Genomic DNA, 21,643 nt, shown 5'->3' with positions numbered 1-21,643 from the left:
CGTTGCGCAAGGTCGAACCCTTGGCGCCTCCGCTGACAACCAAAGGGAGCGCGAGGGCGCCATAGCGTGTCGCTCGCGACAAGCGCTTGCTAAGGGCCCTCGCATCTTGTCCTTTCCTCCCTTAAACCCCGGTCTTGATGATCGAAACGCTTCCTCTGTTCCACCGCATCGCGGGCCGCCCCATCATCGTGCTGGGCGAGGGCGATGCCGCCGAACCCAAACGCCGCCTTGTCGAGCGCGCAGGCGGCGTGGTGCATGACACCATCGCCGAAGGGTTAAACCAGGGCGCAAGGCTGGCTTTCATCGCCCATACCGACCGCGCGCAGGCCGAAAGCGATGCGGACATCCTGCGCAAGGCCGGGGTTCTGGTCAATGTGGTGGACCAGCCCGACCTCTGCGATTTCACCGTGCCCTCGATCCTTGACCGCAGCCCGGTGCTGGTGGCGGTCGGCACGGGCGGCGCTTCGGCAGGGCTGGCCAAGGCGCTGCGCTTGCGTCTGGAGCAAATCCTGCCTCCCGGGTTGGGCTTTCTGGCGAGCGCTTTGGGAGGGGCGCGGGTTCGCTTGCGCGCGCTGTTCCCCGATGTTGGCGAAAGGCGGCGGGCGCTGGATGTGGCGCTGTCGGCTGGTGGGCTGCTTGATCCCTTGAATGCGGATGCCTCGGCGGTAACGGCTTGGTTAGACGATCCGGCGGCGGGCGCGGCGGCGGGCGTGGTGGAAATCCGCCTCCGCTCTTCGGACCCGGACGATCTGACGCTGCGAGAGGCGCGTTTGCTGGGTAGCGCCGATGTGGTCTGCCATGAACCGGATGTGGCGACGGCGGTGCTTGATCGGGCTCGCGCTGATGCGTTGAGGCAGCTTGTCGCGCCGGGGGCGGTGCCCGAAAGCGGCCAGGGATTGTGTCTGGTTTTAAGAAGTTAGGAGACAATGCGAGGGCCATCGCCCTCGCGCTCCCTTTATGTGTCGGCGTTGGCGCCATGGGTTCAGCCAAAGGCCAAGGTCGCCGCGTCGCAGGCAGACATCAGGATTGCGAGCTTGGGCGCCCGAGGTTGCACAGGTGGCGAGCCAAGGCGCAACAATCGGGAACCACTGCCCCATCGCCGGGAGACGGAATGGGAGCGCGAGGGGGTAACCCCCTCGCTTCTTCCTCTTCCTGACTTTAAATCTGATTCACCAGCTCATCCCGCCAGCCAGCGCGTCACACGCCGCCTGCAGGATCACCGCGGCCGCTGCCGAATCGATGCGTTCCTTGCGCTTGGCACGGCTGAAGTCCTGCTCGATCAGCCCGCGCTCGGCGCTGGTGGTGGACCAGCGCTCGTCCCATAGGAGGATGGGCAGGTCCAGCACGGCGAGGTTGCGCGCATAGGCGCGGGCCGATTGCGCGCGGGGGCCTTCCGAGCCGTCCATGTTGAGCGGCAGGCCGATGACGATGCCCTTGATGCCGCGCTCGGCGATCAGCGCGGCGATCAGCGCCTTGTCGACCGAGAACTTGCCGCGCGCGATGGTCTTGCCGGGGGAGGCGATGCGCCAGTCCGGATCGCAGAAGGCGGTGCCGATGGTCTGGGTGCCAAGGTCGAGGCCGATCAGGCCGCCGCCGTCGGGCAGCCAGTCGCGCATGTCGAGCGCGCCGGTGGTGATTTGCGCGCTCATGGCTGCGGCTCCGGTTTGGGATGAAGGGCGTGCCACTGGGCAGTGCGGGCGATGAAATCGGCGCGCAGATTGGCCCAGAACAGCGGGATGTCATAGACGTGGTAATTGTTGCCCGGCGCCACGAAAGGCCCCATTTTCGGCGCGGAGCCGATCAGCAGGAAGCCGTCCGGCCCGCAGCGCGCGGGGACGAGGCCGGGGACCAGCCGCGCGCCCGTCAGCGTCGCGTCGGGCACCAGCGTGCCGAGGTTGGCGCTGGCGAGGGCGGGGTCTGTCGCTTGCCGCCCGGTCAGCGGGTTGGTGCAGAGGAAGGGCGTGCCGGTGCGATTCTGCCCGTCGAGCCCCGGGAAGCGGGCATAGGCGGCGCGGACCATCGAGGTGTCGGCAGGTTCGGCGAAGCTCTGCCAGCTCAGGATGCAGCCGGATTGGGCGGGGGCGGTGCAGGCGGGCAGGCCCATCTGCGGCAGGTCATGCTTCAGGCTGACGGGCCAGCCGGCGACATAGGCCGCCACGATGCGGCTGGCCAGCGGGCGGCCCGCGACGCGCTCTTTCATCAGCCGCATCAGGTGGAAGGAGCCCTGACTGTGGCCGACCAGCACGATGGGCAGTCGGGGGTCGCTCTGCATCAGAAAGGAATCGAAGGCGGCCAGCACATCGCCATAGGCGGCGTTGAGGGCCCGGTCGCCATCGGGCTTGTCGGTGAGGAAGGCGCCGAAAGTGGCCTGCCGGTAGCGCGGCGCCCAGACCTGCGCGGCGCTGTTGAAGGGGCTGGCGAGGCCGCGCGTGAAGAGGTCGGCGCGGGCATTGGCCAGCGTGTCGTCCAGCGTGGCGTTCCAGCGGAGTTTGTCGAACTCGCTGGTGGGGTGGATGAAGAAGACCAACACCGGCAGGCGGTCTGGCGGAGGTGCGAGGCCCGAGGGCAGCCAGTGCGCGGGATCGTCGGGCGTGCCGTCGCCATGGGAGATCCAGCGGGCGGGGTTGTGGTAATCGTCAACGCGGGCCGGGGCAGGGGGCGAGAAGCCCATGGGTGGCACGAAGGCCAGTTGCGAAAGCCCCTGCGCCCAATAGCGCATGCCGAAAAGCCCCGCGATCACCAGCAGGCCTGCAAAGATCGCGACATAGATAGACTTTCGAATCAAGGTGAGCCTGCTCGCGCCGGATCAGGCGCCCGCGGTTGCGCTCTCATCCTGCCCGGCTTCGCGCCGCGCCGCCAGTCTTTCGAGCAGCACCTTGATCATGGCCAGCATGGGGTCGGCCAGCGCCAGCCCGATGATGCCGAAGAGCGCCCCCATCACCAGCTGCATCCCCAGCACCAGCGCGGGGGCCAGATCGGCGGTCTTCTTGGCGACCATCGGCACGATGACATTGCCGTCGATCCCCTGAACCACGACATAAACCGCCACGCAGTAGAGCCCCATGGAGGGGCCACCCGAAAAGCCGACCAGCACCATCAGCAGGCCCGAAATCGGCGCGCCGATGTTGGGAAGGAAGGCCAGCATGCCCGACAGCAGGCCAAGCAGGGTGGCCATGGGCACGCCGCCCAGTTGCAGGGCCAGGCCGATGGTCACGCCTTCCACCGTCATGCCGATGATCCGCCCGAACAGCAGGCGGCGCAGCGTATGGCCCATCGCCTGGAACATGGCGTTGAAGGCCGGGCGGCTTTCGCGCGGCAGCATCCATGCGAGGCCGCGCTGATAGGGCGCGGGATCGACCGCGAAATAGATGCCCAGCACCAGAATCAGGAACAGCGTGGTGGCCCCGCCGATAAAGCCGCCCAGCAGGCCGGGCAGCTCGTTGATGCCGCCCAGCGCGCGCTCGGTCAGGGTCTGGCGCATGCGGGTGTTGATCTGGATGCCGTGCTGATCGGCCCAGTGCAGGATCTTGAAGGCCTGTGCGCTCAGCGTGGCGGGCAGGGCGGCGGCCTGAGCGGCGATCTGGCTGCCTGCATAGGCCACCACAGACATCAGGAAGGCCACGGCGAACAGCAGCACCAGCACCACGCGCCAGATGCGCGGGATGGGCAGCACCTTGCCCAGCAGGCGCGCGCCGCCATCGATCATCGCGCCGAAGACGATGCCGCCGAAGACCACGATCAGCGGCTGCGCCAGCACCACGCTGAGCGCCATCAGCGCTGCGATGCCCAGCCAGATGAAGGCGCGGCGGGCCTCGGCGCGGACCTGCGGGTCGGCGATGTCCGTCGGGCCCGGCTTGCGGGCGTGATCGCGGGTTTGCGCTTCTTCCTGAGCGGCTTCCTCCTGCATCGGGGTTTCGGCGCTGGGGGCTGCGTCAGTCACTGGCGTCGTTTCCTCAGAGCATCGCGCGAAAAAGTGGGAACCGTCTTTTCGCGAACAACGATGCGACAACAAAAAGCTGGGGCAGGCAAAAGCACAATTCGGTCAGTCAGATAATCAGCGAGCGGCAACTTTGTTCACTGCGGTCTGATCGAGCGGGGGACGCAGGCTGCGCCAGGCGCGGCCCTTGCGCAAGCCCCTGATCCAGCTGAGCGGGTTCCACGATCCCGTGCCGTCGAAGGAATGGGTGATGAATTCGGCGCGCCCGCCCACGTCGGACAGCGGCACCGGGCCGCCAAGACCGTTTTCCTCCAGCGGCACGCGGCTGTCGGCGGAGTTGTCGCGGTTGTCGCCCATCAGGAAGACATGCCCGGCGGGCACCTTGATTTCGGCCACATGATCGGTGGCCTTGTCGGTGTAATCCAGCACGGTGTAGCTGGCGCCATTGGGCATGGTCTCGCGCAGCGCGGGAATCTCGCAGACCTGCTGGCCCGAGGGTTTGCGCACCAGGCCCCAGCCGTCGCAGGGGAAGGGGTCTTCGGCCGAGCGCATGGCGTCGATGGGCAGCTCGACCGGGGGCTGCACGGCTTGCGGCACCGGCTTGCCGTTCAGCACGATCTGCCCGTTGACGATGGCGATGCGGTCTCCGGGCAGCGCCACCACGCGCTTGATGTAATCCTCGCTGCGGCCGCGCGGCACCACGATCACCACATCGCCATATTCCGGCGTGCGGCCCAGAATGCGCCAGTCCCCACGCGGCAGCACATGGAAGCTGGGCGAGGACCAGTTCCAGCCATAGGCGAATTTGTTGACCACCAGATGGTCGCCCACCCACAGCCCCGGCAGCATCGAGCCCGAGGGGATGTAGAAAGGCTTGGCCACGAAGCTGTGGAAGGCCAGCACGGCCAGCAGCATGGTGGCGAGCCCGCGAATCTCGGCCAGCCAGTTGAATTTTTCGCGCGCCTGTTCGGGCTGGCCGCCCGGTTTCGTGCCGCCATCCTTGGGGGTGTCGATCAGGGGCGTGGAGGCTGGTGTGAGGCTGGACATAAGGTGTTCGGGTGATTCTTCGGGTGAGGCCGTCATGCCGTAACGGCGTGAGCGGCTGCGGCAGAAACTGGCGTGACCGGACGGGCCTCGATCACCACAAAGGCCTGGGCGAAGGGGGTGTCGTCGGTCAGGGTCAGGTGGATGAAGGGCTCATGGCCTTCGGGCGTGATTGCCGCGAGACGCTCCGCCGCGCCGCCCATCAGGCGCAATGTGGGCGCGCCGCTGGGGGCATTGACCACGCCGATGTCCTTCATGAACACGCCTTCGGCAAAGCCGGTGCCCAGCGCCTTGGCGCAGGCCTCCTTGGCGGCGAAGCGCTTGGCCAGCGTGCCCGCCCGGGTAAAGGGGCGGGTGTTGGCATGGGCGCGTTCGGTCTCGGTGAAGACGCGCGCCTCGAAGCGGTCGCCATGGCGCGAGAGCGCGGCCTCGATCCGCTCGATGCTGCACAGGTCCGATCCGATGGCGACGATCATCTTGTCCTATCCCCCCAAAATGCGGTGTTAACCGCGTGCCTCGTCCATCAGCTCGCGCATGCGGCGCACCGCCGGGTCGAGCCCGGTGAAGATGGCCTCGCCGATCAGATAATGGCCGATGTTGAGTTCGGCGATCTGCGGGATGGCGGCAATGGGCTGGACATTGTCATACGTCAGGCCGTGCCCGGCATGCGGCTCGATGCCGTTGCGCGCGGCCAGAGCGGCCATATCGGCCAGGCGGCGCAGCTCCACCGCGACGGCCTCGCCCTCGGCATGGGCATATTCGCCGGTGTGCAGTTCCACCACCGGCGCGCCCAGGCGCATCGCCGCCTCGATCTGCCGCGCTTCGGGCGCGATGAACAGGCTGACGCGGATGCCCGCATCGAGCAACCGGCCCACGATCGGCGCCAGACGGTTGTGCTGTCCCGCCGCGTCCAGACCGCCCTCGGTGGTGCGTTCCTCGCGGCGTTCGGGCACGATGCAGGCGGCGTGCGGCTTGTGGCGGAGAGCAATGGCCAGCATCTCGTCGGTGGCGGCCATTTCGAGGTTCAGCGGCAGGTTGGTCGCCGCCTGAATGCGCGACAAATCCTCGTCGCGGATATGGCGGCGGTCCTCGCGCAAATGGGCCGTGATGCCGTCGCCGCCCACCGCCGCCACGATCTGCGCCGCGCGCACGGGATCGGGATGCTCGCCGCCGCGCGCGTTGCGGATGGTGGCGACATGATCGATGTTCACCCCCAGACGCAGGCGATGGGGAGCAAGGGGGTGGGCGGGCTGGTTCATGGCGTTTCCCTTCAGACGCGGATTACGGCTTGGCGCGGCTGCCCGGCTTGATGGCGGGGATGGTGGCCAGCTCGGGCGGGATCTCGTCGGCTGCCCAGGTGGGGAAGTTCAGCTCGATGAGCGGGAAGAAGGGCACGCCCAGATCCGCCTGGCCCGCGCTGCGGTCCACCAGAGCTGCCCCCGCGATCACCTGGCCGCCGGCTTCCTCGATGGCCTTGATGGCCTCGCGGCTGGACAGGCCGGTGGTGACCACGTCCTCCACGATCAGCACCTTGTCGCCCGGATTGAGCGCAAAGCCGCGACGTAGTTCGAAAGTACCGGTCGGACGCTCGACGAACATCGCCTCGACGCCCAGCGCGCGGCCCATCTCATGGCCGATGATGACGCCGCCCATCGCCGGGCTGACCACACAGGTGATGTCCTTGCGCAGTTCGCGCGGGATCTTCTGGGCGATGGCCATGGCCAGACGGCTGGCGCGCATCGGGTCCATCAGCACGCGGGCGCATTGCAGATAATGGGCGCTGTGGCGCCCGGATGAGAGGAGAAAATGCCCTTCCAGCAGAGCGTTGCTTGCCCTGAATTCTGCCAGCACCTCGTCTTCGGTCATCGCGATCAAGCCTTTTTCTCAAACTGAAGCCCCGTGAGCAGGGCTTTTCGAGCCTTTTCAGACTCCGGGAACATGCATCCCATCAAAAAATGCCCCTAGAGGTGCTTGAGGTCGGGGGCAAGCGTGTGTAGACCTGTGGCCAAGGGGCAAAAGCCCCAGGCCAGTGTAAGAATGTGGAGAGGGGGCGTTTTTTTCGTCTCACTCGGAAAAACGGAAGACCAGAGGCCATGACATTGGGAGACTTCCTCCACGCCATCCGGCGTGGAACGCGCCGGGCTGCATCTGGCCTGACGCTCTTATCGATTACCGTTGCGGCCCCGGCCTTTGCCGAGGGCGCGGATCGACTCGCCGTGGCGCCGGGGGGCTATACGCCCATGAAGCCCACGCCGGGCAAGGGCATGCCGGTCGATGGCGGCATCACCTTCCAGCAGCAATATTCGCCCAATGGCGATTACGCGCTGTGGATGCATGACATGTTCCTGCTGCCGATCATCATCGCCGTCAGCCTGTTCGTGCTGGGCCTGCTGGCCTGGGTGGTGATCCGCTACAACCGCCGTGCCAATCCGGTGCCTTCCAAGACCAGCCACAACACCATGCTCGAAGTGGTGTGGACCGGCCTGCCGATCCTGATCCTGCTGGTGGTCTTCGTGCCCTCGATGAAGCTGCTGGCCCGCCAGTACAAGGCACCGCCCGCCAATGCGCTGACCATCAAGGCGACCGGCAACCAGTGGTACTGGTCCTATTCCTATCCCGACAATGGCGGCTTCGAGGTGATCAGCAACATGCTGCCCGACGAGGAAGCCAAGAAGCGCGGCGAGCCGCCGCAGCTGGCCGCCGACAACCGCATGGTCGTCCCCGCCGGAGAGCCGATCCATCTGCAGACCACCGGCGCGGATGTGATCCACTCCTTCGCGGTGCCCTCGCTGTGGTTCAAGCTGGACGCGGTGCCCGGGCGCATCAACGAAAAGGTGCTCTTCGTGAAGGAGCCGGGCGTCTATTACGGCCAGTGCTCCGAGCTGTGCGGCGCGCGCCATGGCTATATGCCCATCGTGGTGGAAGCGCTGGACCGCCCGCATTACAACGCCTGGGTGATGACCCATGCGGGCGCCAAGGTGGATGGCGCGCCTGAAGCGGCCCCTGCCGCCGATGCAACGCCCGCTGCCGCCGCAGCCCCCGCCGCCGCCGATTCGGCAGCGGATGCCGCCTCTTCCTCGGGCTCCGCAGCCTGACGCTGATTTAAGGACGGATCACCATGGCCACGATCCCTCACGATGATTTCCTCGCTCACGAGCATGAGGATCACGCGCATCATGACCACAAGCCGGGCTTTTTCGCCCGCTGGTTCATGTCGACCAACCACAAGGATATCGGCACGCTCTACCTGATCTTCGCGGTCTGCGCGGGGATCATCGGCGGCGCCATTTCCGGCATGATGCGCGCGGAACTTGCGCATCCCGGCATCCAGTATCTCGGCTGGTTCGCCACCCATATCTTCGGGGAAAGCAACCCCAGCTTCGACCAGACGCTGCATCTCTGGAACGTGCTGATTACGGCCCATGGCCTGATCATGGTGTTCTTCATGGTGATGCCCGCGATGATCGGCGGCTTTGGCAACTGGTTCGTGCCGCTGATGATCGGCGCGCCCGACATGGCCTTCCCGCGCATGAACAACATCAGCTTCTGGCTGACTGTTGCCGGGTTCTGCTCGCTGATGATCTCGCCCTTCGTGCCGGGCGGCACGGGCAATGGCGCTGGCATCGGCTGGACGGCCTATGCACCGCTCTCCACCACGGGTTCGCAGGGCCCGGCGGTCGATTTCGCGATCTTCTCGCTGCATCTGGCGGGCGCGGGCTCGATCATGGGGGCGATCAACTTCATCACCACCATCTTCAACATGCGCGCGCCGGGCATGACGCTGCACAAGATGCCGCTCTTCGTCTGGTCCGTGCTGGTAACCGCCTTCCTGCTGCTGCTGGCGCTGCCGGTGCTGGCCGCCGCCATCACCATGCTGATCACCGACCGTAACTTCCACACCACCTTCTTCGACCCCGCCGGCGGTGGTGACCCGATCCTGTTCCAGCACCTGTTCTGGTTCTTCGGCCACCCCGAGGTCTACATCATGATCCTGCCGGGCTTCGGCATGATCTCGCAGATCATCTCCACCTTCTCGAAAAAGCCGGTCTTCGGCTATCTGGGCATGGCCTATGCTATGGTCGCCATCGGCGTGGTGGGCTTCGTGGTCTGGGCGCACCATATGTACACCACGGGTCTGTCGGAAGACGTGAAGATGTACTTCACCACGGCGACCATGGTGATCGCGGTGCCCACCGGCATCAAGATCTTCAGCTGGATCGCCACCATGTGGGGCGGGTCGATCAGCTTCAAGAGCCCGATGGTCTGGGCGATGGGCTTCATCTTCCTCTTCACCGTGGGCGGCGTCACCGGCGTGGTGCTGGCCAATGGCGGCATCGACGACAATCTGCAGGACACCTATTATGTGGTGGGCCATTTCCACTATGTGCTCTCGCTGGGCGCGGTGACCTCGCTGTTCGCCGGTTTCTACTACTGGTTCCCCAAGATGAGCGGGCGCTGGCATTCGGAATTGCTGGCGCATCTGCACTTCTGGGTGTTCTTCGCGGGCGTGAACATGGTGTTCTTCCCCATGCACTTCCTGGGGATGCAGGGCATGCCGCGCCGTTACCCGGACTATGCACCGGCCTTCGAGAAGTGGAATCACCTCTCCACCGTGGGCTATATGGTGATGAGCGTGTCGATCGTGATCTTCCTGATCAACATCGCCTATGCGCTTGTCGCGGGCAAGAAGGCCGCAGGCAATTACTGGGGTGAGGGCGCCACGACGCTGGAGTGGACTCTCTCCAGCCCGCCGCCCTTCCACCAGTTCGAAACGCTGCCCAAGATTGAGGACGATCATCACCATTGATCGTGATGCGAGCCCTGCGCTTCGGGCGTGGGGCTCGCTCCCTTGAGGCGAATTTTTAATGGGAAGGCGTGCCCCCATGGGTCAATTTGCCCTAGGCTCCCCCTCTACAGGTGCTTTACAAGCCGCTGCGCTTGGAGGAATGGGGCTCGGCATGAGCACCCCCCAATCTCAAGCTGTGTCTTTGCCTGCCAGCTGGCGCGATTTCTTCGCGCTGACCAAGCCACGCGTCATGACTCTGGTGATCTTCACCGGCCTGTGCGGGCTGTTGGCGGCCCCGGTGCGAATCAACCCTGTCGTCGGCTTTGTCGCCATCCTGTGCATCGCGGTCGGCGCCGGGGGCGCCGCCGCGCTCAACCAGTGGTGGGAAGCCGACATTGACGCCGGGATGAAGCGCACCCGCAACCGCCCCTTGCCCTCGGGCCGGATGGAGCGGGAGAGCGCGCGTGACTTTGGCGTGATGCTGTCCGCCGCCTCGGTGATGGTGATGGGGCTGGGGGTCAGCTGGCTGTGTGCCGCCATTCTGGCGGGCTCGATCTTTTATTATGCCGTGGTTTACACCGTGTGGTTGAAGCCGCGCACGCCGCAGAACATCGTGATCGGTGGGGGCGCGGGCGCTTTCCCGCCGCTGATCGGCTGGGTCGCGGCGACGGGCCATGTCAGCCTGATGCCGGTGCTGCTGTTCGCCATCATCTTCATGTGGACGCCGCCGCATTTCTGGGCGCTGGCCCTCTTCGTGAAGACCGATTACGCCAAGGTGGGCATCCCCATGCTGCCGGTGGTGGCGGGCGAGAAGGTGACGCGCCAGCAGATGCTGGTCTACACCGTGCTGCTGCTGCCCATCACCCTGCTGCCCTGGTGGATCGGCGCGACGGGCGTGCTCTATGGGGTTTCGGCCTCGCTGCTGTCGGGGCTGTTCCTGCTTTGCGCGATTCGCGTCTGGCTGCGCGAGCGGCAGGGCGAGGATGACCGCATGGTCCCCGAAAAGCAGATGTTCGCTTTTTCGGTTTTTTATCTCTTCGCGCTGTTTGGCGCGCTGGTGGCCGACCGCTGGCTGGTGATGCCGGGAGTTCTGCATTGACGGATAAGCCTGAGCCTTTCGATCCCGCCGAGGAACGCCGCCGCATCATCGCCGGGCGCAACAAGGCGCTGGGGCTGACCTTGCTGGCCTGTGTGGTGCTGTTCTTCGCCATCACCATGGTCAAGATGAAGCTCTGATCCGCATGAGCACCGCCCCCGCTTCCGTCGCGAATGGCAAGTTGAAAACGGGGCTGGCGGCGCTCGCCTTTGCCGCGGGCATGCTGATGCTGGGCTATGCCGCCGTGCCGCTTTACCGCGCCTTCTGTCAGGCCACCGGCTATGGCGGCACACCGCGCCGCGCCAGCGAGCTTGAGGCCAGCGGCATGAAGGCGCTGGCGGGGCAGACCATGTCGATCCGTTTCGACGCCAATGTCGATCCGAATATGAAATGGCGCTTCAGCCCGGAAAAGACGACGCAGACCGTCACCATCGGCGAACGGAGCATGGCCTTTTTCGAGGCCGAGAACCTCACCGACAAGACCATCACCGGGGCGGCCAGCTACAACATCTCTCCGGATGAAACGGCCAGCTATTTCAACAAGGTGCAGTGCTTCTGCTTCACCCGCCAGACGTTGCGCCCGCATGAAAAGGTGCGCATGCCGGTGGTGTTCTTCGTCGATCCCAAGATTCTTGGCGACAAGGATGTGAAGGATGTGCGCCAGATCACCCTGAGCTACACCTTCCATGTCGCGCCGCCCGCCTGACACCAAAGCATGAAACCGGCGGCCACGATTGCCGTTGAACACCAGGCAAACGCGCGATAGAGTTCACATAAATCAAGCGGGAAGGGGCCAAAGACGCCTCGCCGCTCAAAGGAGTGGGATGCATCATGGCCAGTGGCAAGACGCACGACTATCATATCCTGCCGCCCGATATCGTGCCCCTGGCCACGACCATCGGCGCTTTCACCTTCACCAGCGGCATGGTGCTGTTCATGCACGAGATGCCCGGCGGCAAATTCGTGCCCTGGGCGGGCCTTGCCATCCTGCTGGCTGCGATGTTCGCCTGGTTCTCCAAGATCGTGAATGAGGCCAAAGCGGGCGATCACACCCCCGTCGTGCAGCTTCACCAGCGCTATGGCATGATCCTGTTCATCGCCTCGGAGGTGATGTTCTTCGTTGGCTGGTTCTGGGCCTTCTTCGATTTCTCGCTTTTCCCGTCCGAGATTTCCAAGGTCGTGGGCGGGCACTGGCCGCTAAAAACCATGGAAGCGGTGATGGATCCCTTCGATCTGCCGCTGCTCAACACGCTGATTCTGCTGTGCTCGGGCACCACGGTCACCTGGGCGCATCACTGCCTGATCCATGGCGACCGCGATGGCCTGAAAAAGGGCCTGTGGATCACCATCGCGCTGGGTCTGCTGTTCTCCAGCCTGCAGGGCTATGAGTATCTTCACGCGCCCTTTGCCTTCGGCAAGAACACCTATGGGTCGGCCTTTTACATGGCGACGGGCTTCCACGGCTTCCATGTGATCGTGGGCACCATTTTCCTCGCCGTCTGCCTGAAGCGGGCCTACAATGGCGATTTCACCCCCCGCCAGCATTTCGGCTTCGAAGCCGCCGCCTGGTACTGGCACTTCGTGGACGTGGTGTGGCTGTTCCTCTTCGTCTGCATCTATGTGTGGGGCAACTGGGGTTTTCCGGTTGATTGATTGGCCGGTCGATTGACCCAGCCTTCGCTTCTATCGGTGGCAGCGCTGGGCCTGTGCCCGCGCTGCGGCAAACGCACGCTGTTTGACGGTCTGGCCAGCTTCGCCCCGCGCTGTTCGAGTTGCGACCTGGACTTCGCCGGCTTCAACGTCGGCGATGGCCCCGCCGCCTTCCTTACCCTGCTGATCGGCACGCTGGCCTGCGTGATCGCGGGCTGGATGGCGCTGACCGTCGATCCGCCATGGTGGGTCTATGTGGTGACGCTGGGCCCCGCCACGCTGGCGCTGATCCTCTGGGGCCTGCGCGCGGGGAAGGCCGCTCTGCTCTGCGCCGAGGTCCGCCGTAAAGCCGCCGAACACAGGATCGAGCCATGAAGCGCATCCCCATTGTGGCAACGCTGGTTGTGCTGGCAGCGGTGGCGTTGATGATCGGCCTCGGCATCTGGCAACTCCAGCGCCTGAGCTGGAAGGAAGGGCTGATCGCCCGCTATCAGGCGGCGATGAATCAGCCCGTCCTCGACTGGCACGACGGCGTCCCGCTGGGGGCCAAGGGCGACTACCGCCGCGTGCGCCTGCCCTGCACCCGCTTCGATGGCGAGCATCTTGTCGGTGGCCGCAACGCGCAGGGCCAGTCAGGCTGGGCGCATTGGGCCACCTGCTCGGCGCCGAGCGGTAGCGTGACGGTGGTGGCGGGCTGGTCGCGCGATCTGATGCCGCGTGTTTTGGCGCCGGGCATCGTAACCGGCCACGCGCTGGGCGGCGACAATGGTGAGGACATGCGCATCGTCGCCGATCCGCCACTCGGGCGGCTGGAAGCGAACGCCACGCCTGATCCGCGCGATCTGCCGAACAATCACTTCTCCTACGCCATGCAGTGGTTCCTCTTCGCAGCGACCGCGCTCGTGATTTACGGGATTGCGGTCTGGAAGAGGGGGAAGAAGGAATAAGCAGGGGGCCATCGCCCCCTGCACCCCCTTTACGTCTCCCGACGAAAGGGCAGGGGTGCCCAATCCCTTGCGCCCCAACTCTCCACCTGTTTGGCGCCGCAGGCAGGAAACTCATAAGCTGCGCGGGGAATTTCAAAGCCTGCGGCGCTGCGACCTTGCGCTAAGGCTGAACCGGCGCGCCACGTTGACAAAACCCGGGAGCGCGAGGGTGTAACACCCTCGCATTATTTCCCTTCTACCCCCTGCAACCCCTTCTTCCTTGCGTCCGAAGCGCCAGAACGCTAACCGCCCACGCCAAAGAGGGCAGGAATCTGTAAAGCTATGGACTATATTTCCACTCGCGGTCGCGCTCCGGCGCTGGATTTCATGGGCGCCACGCTGGCGGGTCTGGCGAGCGACGGCGGGCTTTATGTGCCGCGCGTCTGGCCCGAATTCAGCAAGGCCGAGATCGCCGCGATGGCGGGCCTGCCCTATGCCGAGCTGGCGCAGCGCATCATGCAGCCCTTCGTGGGCGACTGCCTGACGCCCGAACGCCTGCTGGAACTGACCACCGCCGCCTATGGTCGGTTTGCGCATAAGGCCGTCACGCCGCTCAAGCAGTTTGACGAGCAGCAGTGGCTGCTGGAGCTGTTCCACGGCCCCACGCTGGCCTTCAAGGATGTGGCGCTGCAGCTTCTTGGCCTGCTCTTCGAGGAATTCCTGGGCCGCACGCCTCAGAATCTCACCATCGTGGGCGCCACCAGCGGCGACACCGGCAGCGCGGCGATCGACGCCGTGGCGGGCCGCGCCAAGGTTGATATCTTCATGCTGCACCCCAAGGGTCGCGTGTCGGATGTGCAGCGCCGCCAGATGACCACGGTGCTGGCGCCCAACGTCCACAACATCGCCATCACCGGCAGCTTTGACGATGCGCAGGCCATGGTGAAGCGCATGTTCAACGACAAGGCCGTGACCGGCCAGTTCAACATCGGCGCGGTGAACTCGATCAACTGGGCGCGGCTGATGGCGCAGGTGGTCTATTACTTTGCCGCCGCGCTGCAGCTGGGCGCGCCGCACCGCAAGGTGGCCTTCAGCGTGCCGACGGGCAATTTCGGCGATGTTTTCGCCGGTTACGTTGCCGCCAAGATGGGCCTGCCCATCGAAAAGCTGATCGTCGCCACCAATGTGAACGACATTCTGCACCGCGCGCTCTCCACCGGCGACTATTCGGCGGGCACGGTCACGCCCACCGCCGCGCCCTCGATGGACATTCAGGTGTCGTCGAATTTCGAGCGCCTGCTTTTCGATCTGGGCGGCCGCGATGGCATCGCCCAGGCCGAGCAGATGGCCGGTTTCGAATCCACCAAGGCGATGCAGCTCACCAACGCCCAGCGCGAAGGCGCCGCCGATCTGTTTACCAGCGCCCGCGTCGATCCAGACCAGATGGCCGAAGCCATCCGCTGGGGCTGGGAAGCGACCGGCGAGCTGGTCGACCCGCACACCGCAATCGCGCTACATGCCGCCCGCACTTCGGGCATTGCGGCGGATGTGCCGGTGGTGACTCTGGCCACCGCTCACCCCGCCAAATTCCCCGACGCCGTCGAGCGCGCCACGGGCCGCCGCCCCGGCCTCCCGGCACGCGTCGGCGACCTGTTCGAGCGCGAGGAGCGCCTCACCGACCTGCCCGGCGACTATGACGCCGTGGCCGCCTATGTGGCCCAGCACGCCACGCCCAAGGCATAATGGCTGAGCTGATCCTCCAGCCGCAGCTCCTTCTCGGCGAGGGCTGGGGCGACTATGGCCTTGTCGATTCGGGCAACGGACGCAAGCTGGAGCGCTATGGCGCCCAGCGCTTTATCCGCCCCGAACCGCAGGCCCTGTGGCAGCCGCGCGCGCAGGACTGGGACGCCCATGGCGAATTCGTGCCCGGCGCGGATGAGGATGGCGGCGGCCGCTGGTCCTACAGCAAGCCTGTGCCCAGCGACGGCTGGCCGCTAAGCTGGCCGAATGGCGACGAAAAGGTGCGCTTCACCGCACAATGCACGCCCTTTCGCCATCTCGGTTTCTTCCCGGACATGGCCCCCGTGTGGGACTGGATGGGCGGCATGCTGGATGGCAAAACCGAAGCTTCCTGCCTCAACCTGTTCGGCTACACCGGGGTCGGCTCTTTGGCTTTGAGCCGTTTCGGTTCGGTCACCCATGTCGATGCCAGCAAGAAGTCCGTGGCGCAGGCGCGAGCCAATGCGGCACTTTCGGGCATGGAGTCGCGCCCGGTTCGCTGGATCATCGATGACGCGGCCAAGTTCACGGCGCGCGAAGTTCGTCGCGGCAAGCGCTACGACGGCATCATCATGGACCCGCCCAAGTTCGGTCGCGGCCCCGATGGCGAGGTCTGGCGGCTGGAGGAGCATCTCCCCGGTCTGGTGAAGGACGCCCGCGCCCTGCTGGATGCCGACAGCCGCTTCCTGTTCCTGACGGTCTATGCCGTGCGCATGTCGTCGCTGGCTCTGGCCGGGCTGCTGGATGAGGTCTTCGCCGAGCTTCCCGGCTTTGTGGAGCATGGCGATCTGGCGGTGCGTGAGGATAACGCTGGTCGGGTTCTGCCGACCGCGATCTTTGCGCGGTGGCGGCGGGATTAAGGGGTTAAAGGAAGAATGCGAGGGTCATAACCCTCGCGCTCCCTTTAATGTCTTCGTTGGCGCCACGGGTTCGGCCTTGCGCCCAGATTGCCGCGCCGCAGGCCGTGAATCCAATGCCTGCGGCGCCATAGGTGGTGCGGGTGGAGAGCCGGGGCGCATCATCGCGGCGCCACTGCCTTCTCGCCGGAAGACGTTATGGGAGCGCGAGGGGGTAACCCCCTCGCATCGTCTCTTTCTTTCCCTGAACCCGCCCCCCTTGCAACCACTGGACTCACCCCCCACAATTTGCCAAGCGCAAACCCTCTCCCAACCGACTGGAATATCCCCGTGGCCGACAGCCTGATCCTTGAAGTCGCCGATTTTGAAGTTGATGTCCTCACGGGCATTTACTCGGAGGAGACGGGCAAGCCTCAGCCTTTGCGCATCAGCATTCAGGTGCGTTTGAAGCCGGCGGAGCGTTATCTGCCCGATACGCCTTTGTCGGCCTCCAAGAATTATATGGATCTGAAGTTCGCGGCCAGCGGGGCTCTGCCTCAGGGTGTGCATTTCACGCTGATCGAGGCGGTGGGCGACCATATCGCCGAGACCCTGTTCCTGCAGGATGACCGCATCGAGCAGGTGACGGTCAAGATCGTCAAGCTGGCGATCGCCGAAGGCAGCGAGCAGATTGGCATGACCCTGACCCGCGAGCGGCGCTGACAGGCATGAGCGATGCCATGCAGGTGATCCTGGTGGATGACCTGCCCGCCGCGCCTTTGGCTGCGGCGGCGCATTTTCATGGCTTCATCGTTCCGCAGATCGAAGCGCGGGCGCAGGGTGCTTCGGGCGTGACGCTGCTGCTGCCTGCTGCCGATGACACGCATCGGGCGTGGCGCGCGGCGGCGCTGGGGGCTTTGGCGCGGGCGTTGGCTCCGGCGCGGATCAATGCTCTGGCGGGGGGCGATGAAGCGGCCCGCGAAAGGGCTCTGGGTTTTGTCGAAGGAGCGCCGGGGCTGACGGGGCAGGTGCTGCCGCTGGATGGCGCCAGAGCGGGCGAAGTGCTAGACTAGCGCGATGGCGATGTCGTCTTCCCCTCTGGTGGATCGCTTCCAACGCGCGATCACCTATCTGCGGCTGAGCGTGATCGACCGCTGCGATCTGCGTTGCACCTATTGCATGCCCGAGCGGCAGACCTTCCTCCCCAAAGCCGAGGTTTTGAGCCTGGAGGAACTCCATCGCCTGTCGCTGGGCTTTATGGCGAGGGGCGTGCGCAAAATTCGCCTGACCGGGGGAGAGCCTCTGGTGCGCCGGGATATGGTCGATCTGGTGCGGGCGCTGGGTCGCCATATCGGTGATGGGCTCGATGAGCTGACGCTCACCACCAACGCCACCCAACTGGCCCTGCATGCTGATGCCATCGCCGCGGCGGGGGTGAGGCGGGTGAACATCTCGCTCGATACGCTGGACCGGGCGCGTTTCGCCAGGATCGCCCGGCGCGATGCTCTGCCCGCCGTGCTGGAGGGCATTGCCGCCGCGCGTGAGGCCGGGCTGGCGGTGAAGATCAACACGGTGGCGCTCAAAGGTGAGAATCAGGATGAACTCTCCGAGCTGATCACCTGGGCGCATGGACACGGCTTCGAGATCACGCTGATCGAGGTGATGCCGTTGGGGGCGGTCGATGGCGACCGCTTCGATCATTACCTGCCGCTGTCGCGCGTCCGCAAGGATCTGGAGCGCCGCTGGACTTTGCTGCCGGACGCGCATCGCAGCGGCGGCCCGGCGCGCTATGTGCGTGTGGCGGAAACGGGCGGGCGTCTGGGTTTCATCACCCCGCTGACCAGCAATTTCTGTGATGGCTGCAACCGCGTGCGGGTGACGGCGACGGGGCAACTCTTCGCCTGCCTCGGCGGGCGCGAGCAAGTCGATCTGCGCGCCGCGCTGCGCAGCGGCGATCCCGAAGCCGCGCTGGATCACGCGCTGGATCAGGCGATGGCCATCAAGCCCGAAAAGCACCATTTCACCATCGACCGCCCTGGCGCGGCGCCTGCCCTGGCCCGCCATATGTCGATGACGGGTGGCTAGGGTATGAGCGTGCGGCTGGTGTTTCTGGGTCGACTGGCCGATGTGGCGGGGGTGAGTGCCAAAGAGGTTGCTCCCGGCCCGCTAACAGACCTGCTGCGCGGCCTGCCCGCAGGTCTGCTCAGCCCGCGTGTGAAACTGGCGCTCAATGGCATGCTGGTTCAGGCCGAGGGTCTGGTTCTCGACAGCGGCGACGAACTGGCTTTCCTTCCGCCCGTCAGCGGAGGCTGACATGATAGCCAACATCAGCGGAGGTTGAGATGGCCGCCGATATCCGCCTGCTGGACCAGGCCTTCGATCCCGGCGCGGCCCTTGCCGCTTTCGCCGACGCACACCAGCGGGCCGGCGGCGTGACCAGCTTTCTGGGGCAGGTGAGGGGCGGCGATGATGTCGAGGCGCTGGACCTACAGCATTACGCCCCGCTGACCTTGCCCGGCATGGAAGCCTTGGGCGAAGAGGTGCTGGCCCGCTGGCCGCTCGATGGGGTGCTGATCTGGCATCGCGTGGGCGAAATGCTGCCCGGCGACTCTATCGTGCTGGTCGCCGCTGCTGCCCGTCACCGCCGCGACGCCTTCGAGGCCGCCGATTACGCGATGGATCACCTCAAGAGCCAGAGCTGGTTCTGGAAGCGCGAAAAGCGCGCAGGCCAATGGCACTGGATCGAACCGCGCGTTCAGGATCATGCCGATCTGGCGCGCTGGAACGACCCGCCCGAAGCCTAATCCGGCAACATCGTGTGCAGGCGCTTGATTTCGCTGTCCTCGGCGCTGGCCAGCGAATCGATATGGGCATAGCAAGAGGACAGGCGCGCGCCCTCCGGCCGGTTCATGATGCCGTCGCGGGCATCCACCTGCGCATGGTTCTGCGTGTCGGCGACATAGGCCTCTTCCGCCGGAGCCAGCACCTTGCCCAGCCGCGCGCGGATGTTTTGCAGATCGGCCAGCGCCAGATTGCCCTTCGACCAGACCGGGCTGCCGGTCGCCGCATCGCCCACGCCGCGCAGCACGGCTTCGGCGCCGGGCAGGGTCTTCTTGAACTCGGCATCGATGCGGTCGGCGGCGGCCTCGTCGCAGGTCATGGCGACGGGGGTGGTGGGCGGCGCGGGCTTGTCCTTGGGCGGCGGCTGGTTGCCCGCGTGATCGGCCGACCAGCGGCTGAGCGAGGGATAGGGGCCCGAAGAGCAGCCCGCCAGCGCGAGCAGCGCCACGGTAAGGGCGAGTCGCGCAGGGGCGAATCGCGTGATCCGGGTGGCAGGGGCGATTCGGCGCGGGGGGCGGGCCGGGGAGTCTTGCATGCTGACCATCTGCGGGCCATAGCATGCCACACCGCCAGCGCCAGAGCATCGATCGGCGCAGAGGCGCGGTTTGCCTGCTTTTGCAGGGGCGTATGATGGCAAAGGCGGCATGCTTTTCACACAGCATCAGCCGCCAGCGGATTGACAGGCCCCCCCTCTTCCACTAACGGCGTCGCTTCATTCGAGACCCTGTCGGCAGCGATGGGGGATCGGCGCGTCGCCCGCGGCCTGATGGATGCCTTGTTCAATCAAGGAATTCGGCAGACCTTCGGCGGGGCGACAGGCACTAGATTTATTGGATGGATATCATGTTCGCAGTGGTGCGCACAGGCGGCAAGCAGTATCGGGTCGCCGCCGGAGACAAGATCGCGGTCGAAAAGCTGGCTGGTGAAGCTGGCGAGACGATCACGCTGGGTGACGTTCTGCTGGCCGGCAATGACGGCCAGATCGCAGACGCCAAGGGCGTTGTGGTCTCGGCCGAGATCATCGCCCAGGCCAAGAGCGAGAAGGTGACGGTCTTCAAGAAGCGTCGTCGTCACAACTATCGCCGCAAGAACGGCCACCGCCAGCAGCTGACCCTGCTGCGCATCACCTCGGTCGCTGCGGCCTGAGAATTTCGAGGAGTTTGACAGATGGCACATAAGAAAGCTGGCGGCTCTTCGCGCAACGGTCGCGATTCGCAGTCCAAGCGCCTCGGCGTGAAGAAGTTCGGTGGTCAGGACGTGATTGGTGGCAACATCATCATCCGTCAGCGCGGCACCCGCGTGTACCCCGGCGTGAACGTCGGCATCGGCAAGGATCACACCCTGTTCTCGCTGGTCGAGGGCAAGGTTCGCTTCCACGCCGGCAAGCTCGGCCGCAAATATGTGTCGGTCGACGTACCGGCACTCGCCGCCGAATAAATCGGATGGTCGATAAAGGGCCATCCACACGGATGGCCCCCGCCGTGGATTTCAGGTTAAACCCCTGAAATCAGCGGCCAACAAAGGGAGAGGGGCCAACCCGTCTCCCTTTTTTCGTGTCTCCTTTTCTCGCCGTCCGCGTTTCCATCGATGTTCCGATATGGATCGGAATGTTTCTGTCCATGAACCAGAACATTCCGTCGCAACCATCGGAAACCAAACCCCGCCTTCGGCGTTAAGCCAAGTGACAGGCGGCAGATGGAGCCGGACAAAGTGCATGGAACCAACCGGTTTTTTGATGCCGGCCCGGTTTTTAAAACTGGATGGTCACCATGCTGTCACCCTGCGGCGCTAGGCGCGCGGCAGGGGCCGAGGATTGGAGAGACACATGTTCATTCGCAGTGAAAGGCTGTTCCTGCGCCCCATCTGGGCCGAGGACTGGCAAGACCTGCACGCTGGCCTGAGCGACGAGGAGGTTGAACGCAACTTCCTGCGCATGGGCTGGCCCTATTCGCCCGAGGAGCTGCGCAATGGCGCGGGCCTTGATCCGCGTCTGCCGCATTTCATGGTCACCCTGCCGCGCGGCAACCATGGCGTGGATGTGTTGGGCATGATCGGCATGATCCAGATCGATGGCCAACTCCATTTGGGTTACTGGATCGCCCGCGATTATCGCGGGCAGGGTTACGCCACCGAGGCTGGTCGCGCCGTGCTGTCGCTGGCGCGCACGCTGGGGCATCGCCATATCGTGGCGCGCCATTACCTTGACAATCCGGCTTCGGCGCGGGTTCTGCGCAAGCTGGGCTTCTCGCCGCTGGCGGTGGATGGGGCAAGGGCGGAAGCGGGCCATGGCCTGCCGGTGCTGACCTCGTCCATGACCTATACCGTCGATCTGGGCGTGCCCAGCGATTGTGACGACGATCTCGGCGGGCGCCCGACCCGCCGGGCGGCCTGACACAGGTCCTTCAATCCGCGCTGGTCGGGGCTTCTGTCTCCGTCTCGGCCAGCGCGGGATTGTCTTCCTGCAAAGACGCGCTGCCTTCATAGGCGGCGAGCAGGCGGGAATCGTCGCGCTTTGCCGGATGATAGCCCGGTTTCAGAAAACCCAGCCAATCACGCAGGATGCGCCGCAGCACGCCCGGCTTGAGCACCAGATAGGCGAGAAGGCTGCCCCGCGCTCGCCAGCCGGTGATGCCGTCTTGTTCCAGCAGTTCCAGCGTATCGCGCCAGCGGTGAGCGACAAAGGTGCGTGTCACCAGAATGGCGATGATGCAGCGCACCCGCCAGCGGCGCCATGCGCTCCATCGGCTT

At 65.3% G+C, this 21,643-nt stretch carries 28 protein-coding genes; 19 read left to right on the top strand and 9 right to left on the bottom strand.

Features of this window, described 5'->3' with window-relative positions; all coding sequences use genetic code 11:
* The first annotated feature begins 137 nt into the window (after positions 1-137).
* Positions 138-920, top strand: a complete 783-nt coding sequence (locus SR3_RS25475; protein ID WP_174549194.1) for a precorrin-2 dehydrogenase/sirohydrochlorin ferrochelatase family protein — start codon at positions 138-140, stop codon at positions 918-920.
* 249 nt (positions 921-1,169) lie between these two features.
* Here SR3_RS25475 and ruvX read toward each other — a convergent pair whose 3' ends face one another.
* The 7 genes from ruvX to pyrE form a co-directional block, all read right to left on the bottom strand.
* On the bottom strand, positions 1,170-1,649 hold the full coding sequence (ruvX, locus tag SR3_RS25470; RefSeq protein WP_068092520.1) for a Holliday junction resolvase RuvX: 480 nt from the start codon (positions 1,647-1,649) through the stop codon (positions 1,170-1,172).
* Positions 1,646-2,785, bottom strand: coding sequence for a DUF3089 domain-containing protein (locus SR3_RS25465; RefSeq protein WP_068092517.1), 1,140 nt, complete (start codon positions 2,783-2,785; stop codon positions 1,646-1,648). The genes ruvX and SR3_RS25465 overlap by 4 nt, the downstream gene beginning before the upstream one ends.
* Before the next feature lie 21 nt (positions 2,786-2,806).
* Complete coding sequence (locus SR3_RS25460; RefSeq protein WP_245654097.1) at positions 2,807-3,940, bottom strand: AI-2E family transporter; 1,134 nt, start codon at positions 3,938-3,940, stop codon at positions 2,807-2,809.
* 114 nt (positions 3,941-4,054) lie between these two features.
* Positions 4,055-4,984 carry a signal peptidase I gene (gene lepB, locus SR3_RS25455; RefSeq protein ID WP_174549193.1) on the bottom strand — a complete coding sequence of 310 codons (930 nt, stop codon included), beginning with the start codon at positions 4,982-4,984 and terminating at the stop codon, positions 4,055-4,057.
* A 32-nt stretch (positions 4,985-5,016) separates the two neighbouring features.
* Entirely contained in the window at positions 5,017-5,457 is a 441-nt protein-coding gene (gene acpS / locus SR3_RS25450) for a holo-ACP synthase (protein WP_068092511.1), read from the bottom strand.
* Between the two features lie 27 nt (positions 5,458-5,484).
* On the bottom strand, positions 5,485-6,240 hold the full coding sequence (locus SR3_RS25445) for a pyridoxine 5'-phosphate synthase (RefSeq protein ID WP_068092509.1): 756 nt from the start codon (positions 6,238-6,240) through the stop codon (positions 5,485-5,487).
* Between the two features lie 22 nt (positions 6,241-6,262).
* Positions 6,263-6,847, bottom strand: a complete 585-nt coding sequence (gene pyrE, locus SR3_RS25440) for an orotate phosphoribosyltransferase (protein WP_068092551.1) — start codon at positions 6,845-6,847, stop codon at positions 6,263-6,265.
* Between the two features lie 227 nt (positions 6,848-7,074).
* Between pyrE and coxB the strand changes: the two genes are divergently transcribed.
* The 15 genes from coxB (at position 7,075) to SR3_RS25370 (ending at position 18,858) form a co-directional block, all read left to right on the top strand.
* On the top strand, positions 7,075-8,076 hold the full coding sequence (gene coxB, locus SR3_RS25435) for a cytochrome c oxidase subunit II (RefSeq protein WP_084455914.1): 1,002 nt from the start codon (positions 7,075-7,077) through the stop codon (positions 8,074-8,076).
* 23 nt (positions 8,077-8,099) lie between these two features.
* Positions 8,100-9,788 (top strand): cytochrome c oxidase subunit I, encoded by a 1,689-nt coding sequence (ctaD, locus tag SR3_RS25430; protein WP_068092506.1) that lies wholly within the window; start codon positions 8,100-8,102, stop codon positions 9,786-9,788.
* Positions 9,789-9,939: 151 nt separating this feature from the next.
* Positions 9,940-10,866, top strand: coding sequence for a heme o synthase (locus SR3_RS25425; RefSeq protein WP_068092503.1), 927 nt, complete (start codon positions 9,940-9,942; stop codon positions 10,864-10,866).
* A complete protein-coding gene (locus SR3_RS31635; protein WP_157099106.1) occupies positions 10,863-11,003 on the top strand; it encodes a hypothetical protein in 141 nt (46 codons plus the stop codon). The genes SR3_RS25425 and SR3_RS31635 overlap by 4 nt, the downstream gene beginning before the upstream one ends.
* A gap of 5 nt (positions 11,004-11,008) precedes the next feature.
* The gene (locus SR3_RS25420) at positions 11,009-11,569 is read left to right on the top strand and encodes a cytochrome c oxidase assembly protein (protein ID WP_068092500.1); all 561 of its coding nucleotides are present in this window, start codon (positions 11,009-11,011) and stop codon (positions 11,567-11,569) included.
* Positions 11,570-11,694: 125 nt separating this feature from the next.
* The gene (locus SR3_RS25415; protein WP_068092497.1) at positions 11,695-12,516 is read left to right on the top strand and encodes a cytochrome c oxidase subunit 3; all 822 of its coding nucleotides are present in this window, start codon (positions 11,695-11,697) and stop codon (positions 12,514-12,516) included.
* Between the two features lie 12 nt (positions 12,517-12,528).
* Positions 12,529-12,888 carry a DUF983 domain-containing protein gene (locus SR3_RS25410; RefSeq protein WP_068092495.1) on the top strand — a complete coding sequence of 120 codons (360 nt, stop codon included), beginning with the start codon at positions 12,529-12,531 and terminating at the stop codon, positions 12,886-12,888.
* Positions 12,885-13,460: an SURF1 family protein gene (locus SR3_RS25405; protein ID WP_068092491.1), complete on the top strand. Its 576-nt coding sequence runs from the start codon at positions 12,885-12,887 to the stop codon at positions 13,458-13,460. The genes SR3_RS25410 and SR3_RS25405 overlap by 4 nt, the downstream gene beginning before the upstream one ends.
* A 321-nt stretch (positions 13,461-13,781) precedes the next feature.
* Positions 13,782-15,182 carry a threonine synthase gene (thrC, locus tag SR3_RS25400; RefSeq protein WP_068092487.1) on the top strand — a complete coding sequence of 467 codons (1,401 nt, stop codon included), beginning with the start codon at positions 13,782-13,784 and terminating at the stop codon, positions 15,180-15,182.
* Positions 15,182-16,078: a class I SAM-dependent methyltransferase gene (locus tag SR3_RS25395; protein WP_068092476.1), complete on the top strand. Its 897-nt coding sequence runs from the start codon at positions 15,182-15,184 to the stop codon at positions 16,076-16,078. The genes thrC and SR3_RS25395 overlap by 1 nt, the downstream gene beginning before the upstream one ends.
* 327 nt (positions 16,079-16,405) lie before the next feature.
* Positions 16,406-16,777 (top strand): dihydroneopterin aldolase, encoded by a 372-nt coding sequence (locus SR3_RS25390; protein ID WP_068092474.1) that lies wholly within the window; start codon positions 16,406-16,408, stop codon positions 16,775-16,777.
* A gap of 5 nt (positions 16,778-16,782) precedes the next feature.
* Positions 16,783-17,127: a Rossmann fold domain-containing protein gene (locus SR3_RS25385; RefSeq protein WP_245654096.1), complete on the top strand. Its 345-nt coding sequence runs from the start codon at positions 16,783-16,785 to the stop codon at positions 17,125-17,127.
* A gap of 10 nt (positions 17,128-17,137) precedes the next feature.
* Positions 17,138-18,139: a GTP 3',8-cyclase MoaA gene (gene moaA / locus SR3_RS25380; protein WP_068092542.1), complete on the top strand. Its 1,002-nt coding sequence runs from the start codon at positions 17,138-17,140 to the stop codon at positions 18,137-18,139.
* A 3-nt stretch (positions 18,140-18,142) separates the two neighbouring features.
* Positions 18,143-18,367 carry a MoaD/ThiS family protein gene (locus SR3_RS25375; protein WP_068092471.1) on the top strand — a complete coding sequence of 75 codons (225 nt, stop codon included), beginning with the start codon at positions 18,143-18,145 and terminating at the stop codon, positions 18,365-18,367.
* Between the two features lie 29 nt (positions 18,368-18,396).
* Positions 18,397-18,858: a molybdenum cofactor biosynthesis protein MoaE gene (locus SR3_RS25370; RefSeq protein ID WP_068092467.1), complete on the top strand. Its 462-nt coding sequence runs from the start codon at positions 18,397-18,399 to the stop codon at positions 18,856-18,858.
* On the opposite strand, the gene SR3_RS25365 is transcribed toward SR3_RS25370, so the two are convergent.
* Complete coding sequence (locus SR3_RS25365; RefSeq protein WP_157099104.1) at positions 18,855-19,430, bottom strand: hypothetical protein; 576 nt, start codon at positions 19,428-19,430, stop codon at positions 18,855-18,857. The two genes, SR3_RS25370 and SR3_RS25365, sit on opposite strands and share 4 nt — an antisense overlap.
* 308 nt (positions 19,431-19,738) lie before the next feature.
* Here SR3_RS25365 and rplU point away from each other — a divergent pair, with 308 nt between their 5' ends.
* The 3 genes from rplU (at position 19,739) to SR3_RS25350 (ending at position 21,287) form a co-directional block, all read left to right on the top strand.
* Positions 19,739-20,041, top strand: coding sequence for a 50S ribosomal protein L21 (gene rplU / locus SR3_RS25360; protein WP_068092539.1), 303 nt, complete (start codon positions 19,739-19,741; stop codon positions 20,039-20,041).
* A gap of 21 nt (positions 20,042-20,062) precedes the next feature.
* A complete protein-coding gene (gene rpmA / locus SR3_RS25355; RefSeq protein ID WP_068092463.1) occupies positions 20,063-20,332 on the top strand; it encodes a 50S ribosomal protein L27 in 270 nt (89 codons plus the stop codon).
* A 388-nt stretch (positions 20,333-20,720) separates the two neighbouring features.
* Positions 20,721-21,287, top strand: a complete 567-nt coding sequence (locus tag SR3_RS25350; RefSeq protein WP_068092459.1) for a GNAT family N-acetyltransferase — start codon at positions 20,721-20,723, stop codon at positions 21,285-21,287.
* 10 nt (positions 21,288-21,297) lie between these two features.
* Here the strand turns inward: SR3_RS25350 and SR3_RS25345 are convergent.
* Positions 21,298-21,643: metal-dependent hydrolase (locus tag SR3_RS25345; RefSeq protein ID WP_174549192.1), on the bottom strand; the 346-nt coding region annotated here is incomplete at its 5' end.

Source organism: Novosphingobium rosa NBRC 15208, from assembly GCF_001598555.1.
In the GTDB taxonomy this organism is placed as follows: Bacteria; Pseudomonadota; Alphaproteobacteria; order Sphingomonadales; family Sphingomonadaceae; genus Novosphingobium; species Novosphingobium rosa.
This window is presented reverse-complemented; position numbering and strand designations above follow the sequence as displayed.

Excerpts from the sequence above, each read along its gene's own strand:
- SR3_RS25475 (WP_174549194.1), top strand. The coding sequence starts at position 138 with ATGATCGAAACGCTTCCTCTGTTCCACCGCATCGCGGGCCGCCCCATC.
- ruvX (WP_068092520.1), bottom strand. The coding sequence starts at position 1,649 with ATGAGCGCGCAAATCACCACCGGCGCGCTCGACATGCGCGACTGGCTG.
- lepB (WP_174549193.1), bottom strand. The coding sequence starts at position 4,984 with ATGTCCAGCCTCACACCAGCCTCCACGCCCCTGATCGACACCCCCAAG.
- acpS (WP_068092511.1), bottom strand. The coding sequence starts at position 5,457 with ATGATCGTCGCCATCGGATCGGACCTGTGCAGCATCGAGCGGATCGAG.
- SR3_RS25445 (WP_068092509.1), bottom strand. The coding sequence starts at position 6,240 with ATGAACCAGCCCGCCCACCCCCTTGCTCCCCATCGCCTGCGTCTGGGG.
- pyrE (WP_068092551.1), bottom strand. The coding sequence starts at position 6,847 with ATGACCGAAGACGAGGTGCTGGCAGAATTCAGGGCAAGCAACGCTCTG.
- coxB (WP_084455914.1), top strand. The coding sequence starts at position 7,075 with ATGACATTGGGAGACTTCCTCCACGCCATCCGGCGTGGAACGCGCCGG.
- ctaD (WP_068092506.1), top strand. The coding sequence starts at position 8,100 with ATGGCCACGATCCCTCACGATGATTTCCTCGCTCACGAGCATGAGGAT.
- SR3_RS25425 (WP_068092503.1), top strand. The coding sequence starts at position 9,940 with ATGAGCACCCCCCAATCTCAAGCTGTGTCTTTGCCTGCCAGCTGGCGC.
- SR3_RS25420 (WP_068092500.1), top strand. The coding sequence starts at position 11,009 with ATGAGCACCGCCCCCGCTTCCGTCGCGAATGGCAAGTTGAAAACGGGG.
- SR3_RS25415 (WP_068092497.1), top strand. The coding sequence starts at position 11,695 with ATGGCCAGTGGCAAGACGCACGACTATCATATCCTGCCGCCCGATATC.
- SR3_RS25405 (WP_068092491.1), top strand. The coding sequence starts at position 12,885 with ATGAAGCGCATCCCCATTGTGGCAACGCTGGTTGTGCTGGCAGCGGTG.
- thrC (WP_068092487.1), top strand. The coding sequence starts at position 13,782 with ATGGACTATATTTCCACTCGCGGTCGCGCTCCGGCGCTGGATTTCATG.
- SR3_RS25395 (WP_068092476.1), top strand. The coding sequence starts at position 15,182 with ATGGCTGAGCTGATCCTCCAGCCGCAGCTCCTTCTCGGCGAGGGCTGG.
- SR3_RS25385 (WP_245654096.1), top strand. The coding sequence starts at position 16,783 with ATGAGCGATGCCATGCAGGTGATCCTGGTGGATGACCTGCCCGCCGCG.
- moaA (WP_068092542.1), top strand. The coding sequence starts at position 17,138 with ATGTCGTCTTCCCCTCTGGTGGATCGCTTCCAACGCGCGATCACCTAT.
- SR3_RS25375 (WP_068092471.1), top strand. The coding sequence starts at position 18,143 with ATGAGCGTGCGGCTGGTGTTTCTGGGTCGACTGGCCGATGTGGCGGGG.
- SR3_RS25370 (WP_068092467.1), top strand. The coding sequence starts at position 18,397 with ATGGCCGCCGATATCCGCCTGCTGGACCAGGCCTTCGATCCCGGCGCG.
- SR3_RS25365 (WP_157099104.1), bottom strand. The coding sequence starts at position 19,430 with ATGCAAGACTCCCCGGCCCGCCCCCCGCGCCGAATCGCCCCTGCCACC.
- rplU (WP_068092539.1), top strand. The coding sequence starts at position 19,739 with ATGTTCGCAGTGGTGCGCACAGGCGGCAAGCAGTATCGGGTCGCCGCC.
- rpmA (WP_068092463.1), top strand. The coding sequence starts at position 20,063 with ATGGCACATAAGAAAGCTGGCGGCTCTTCGCGCAACGGTCGCGATTCG.
- SR3_RS25350 (WP_068092459.1), top strand. The coding sequence starts at position 20,721 with ATGTTCATTCGCAGTGAAAGGCTGTTCCTGCGCCCCATCTGGGCCGAG.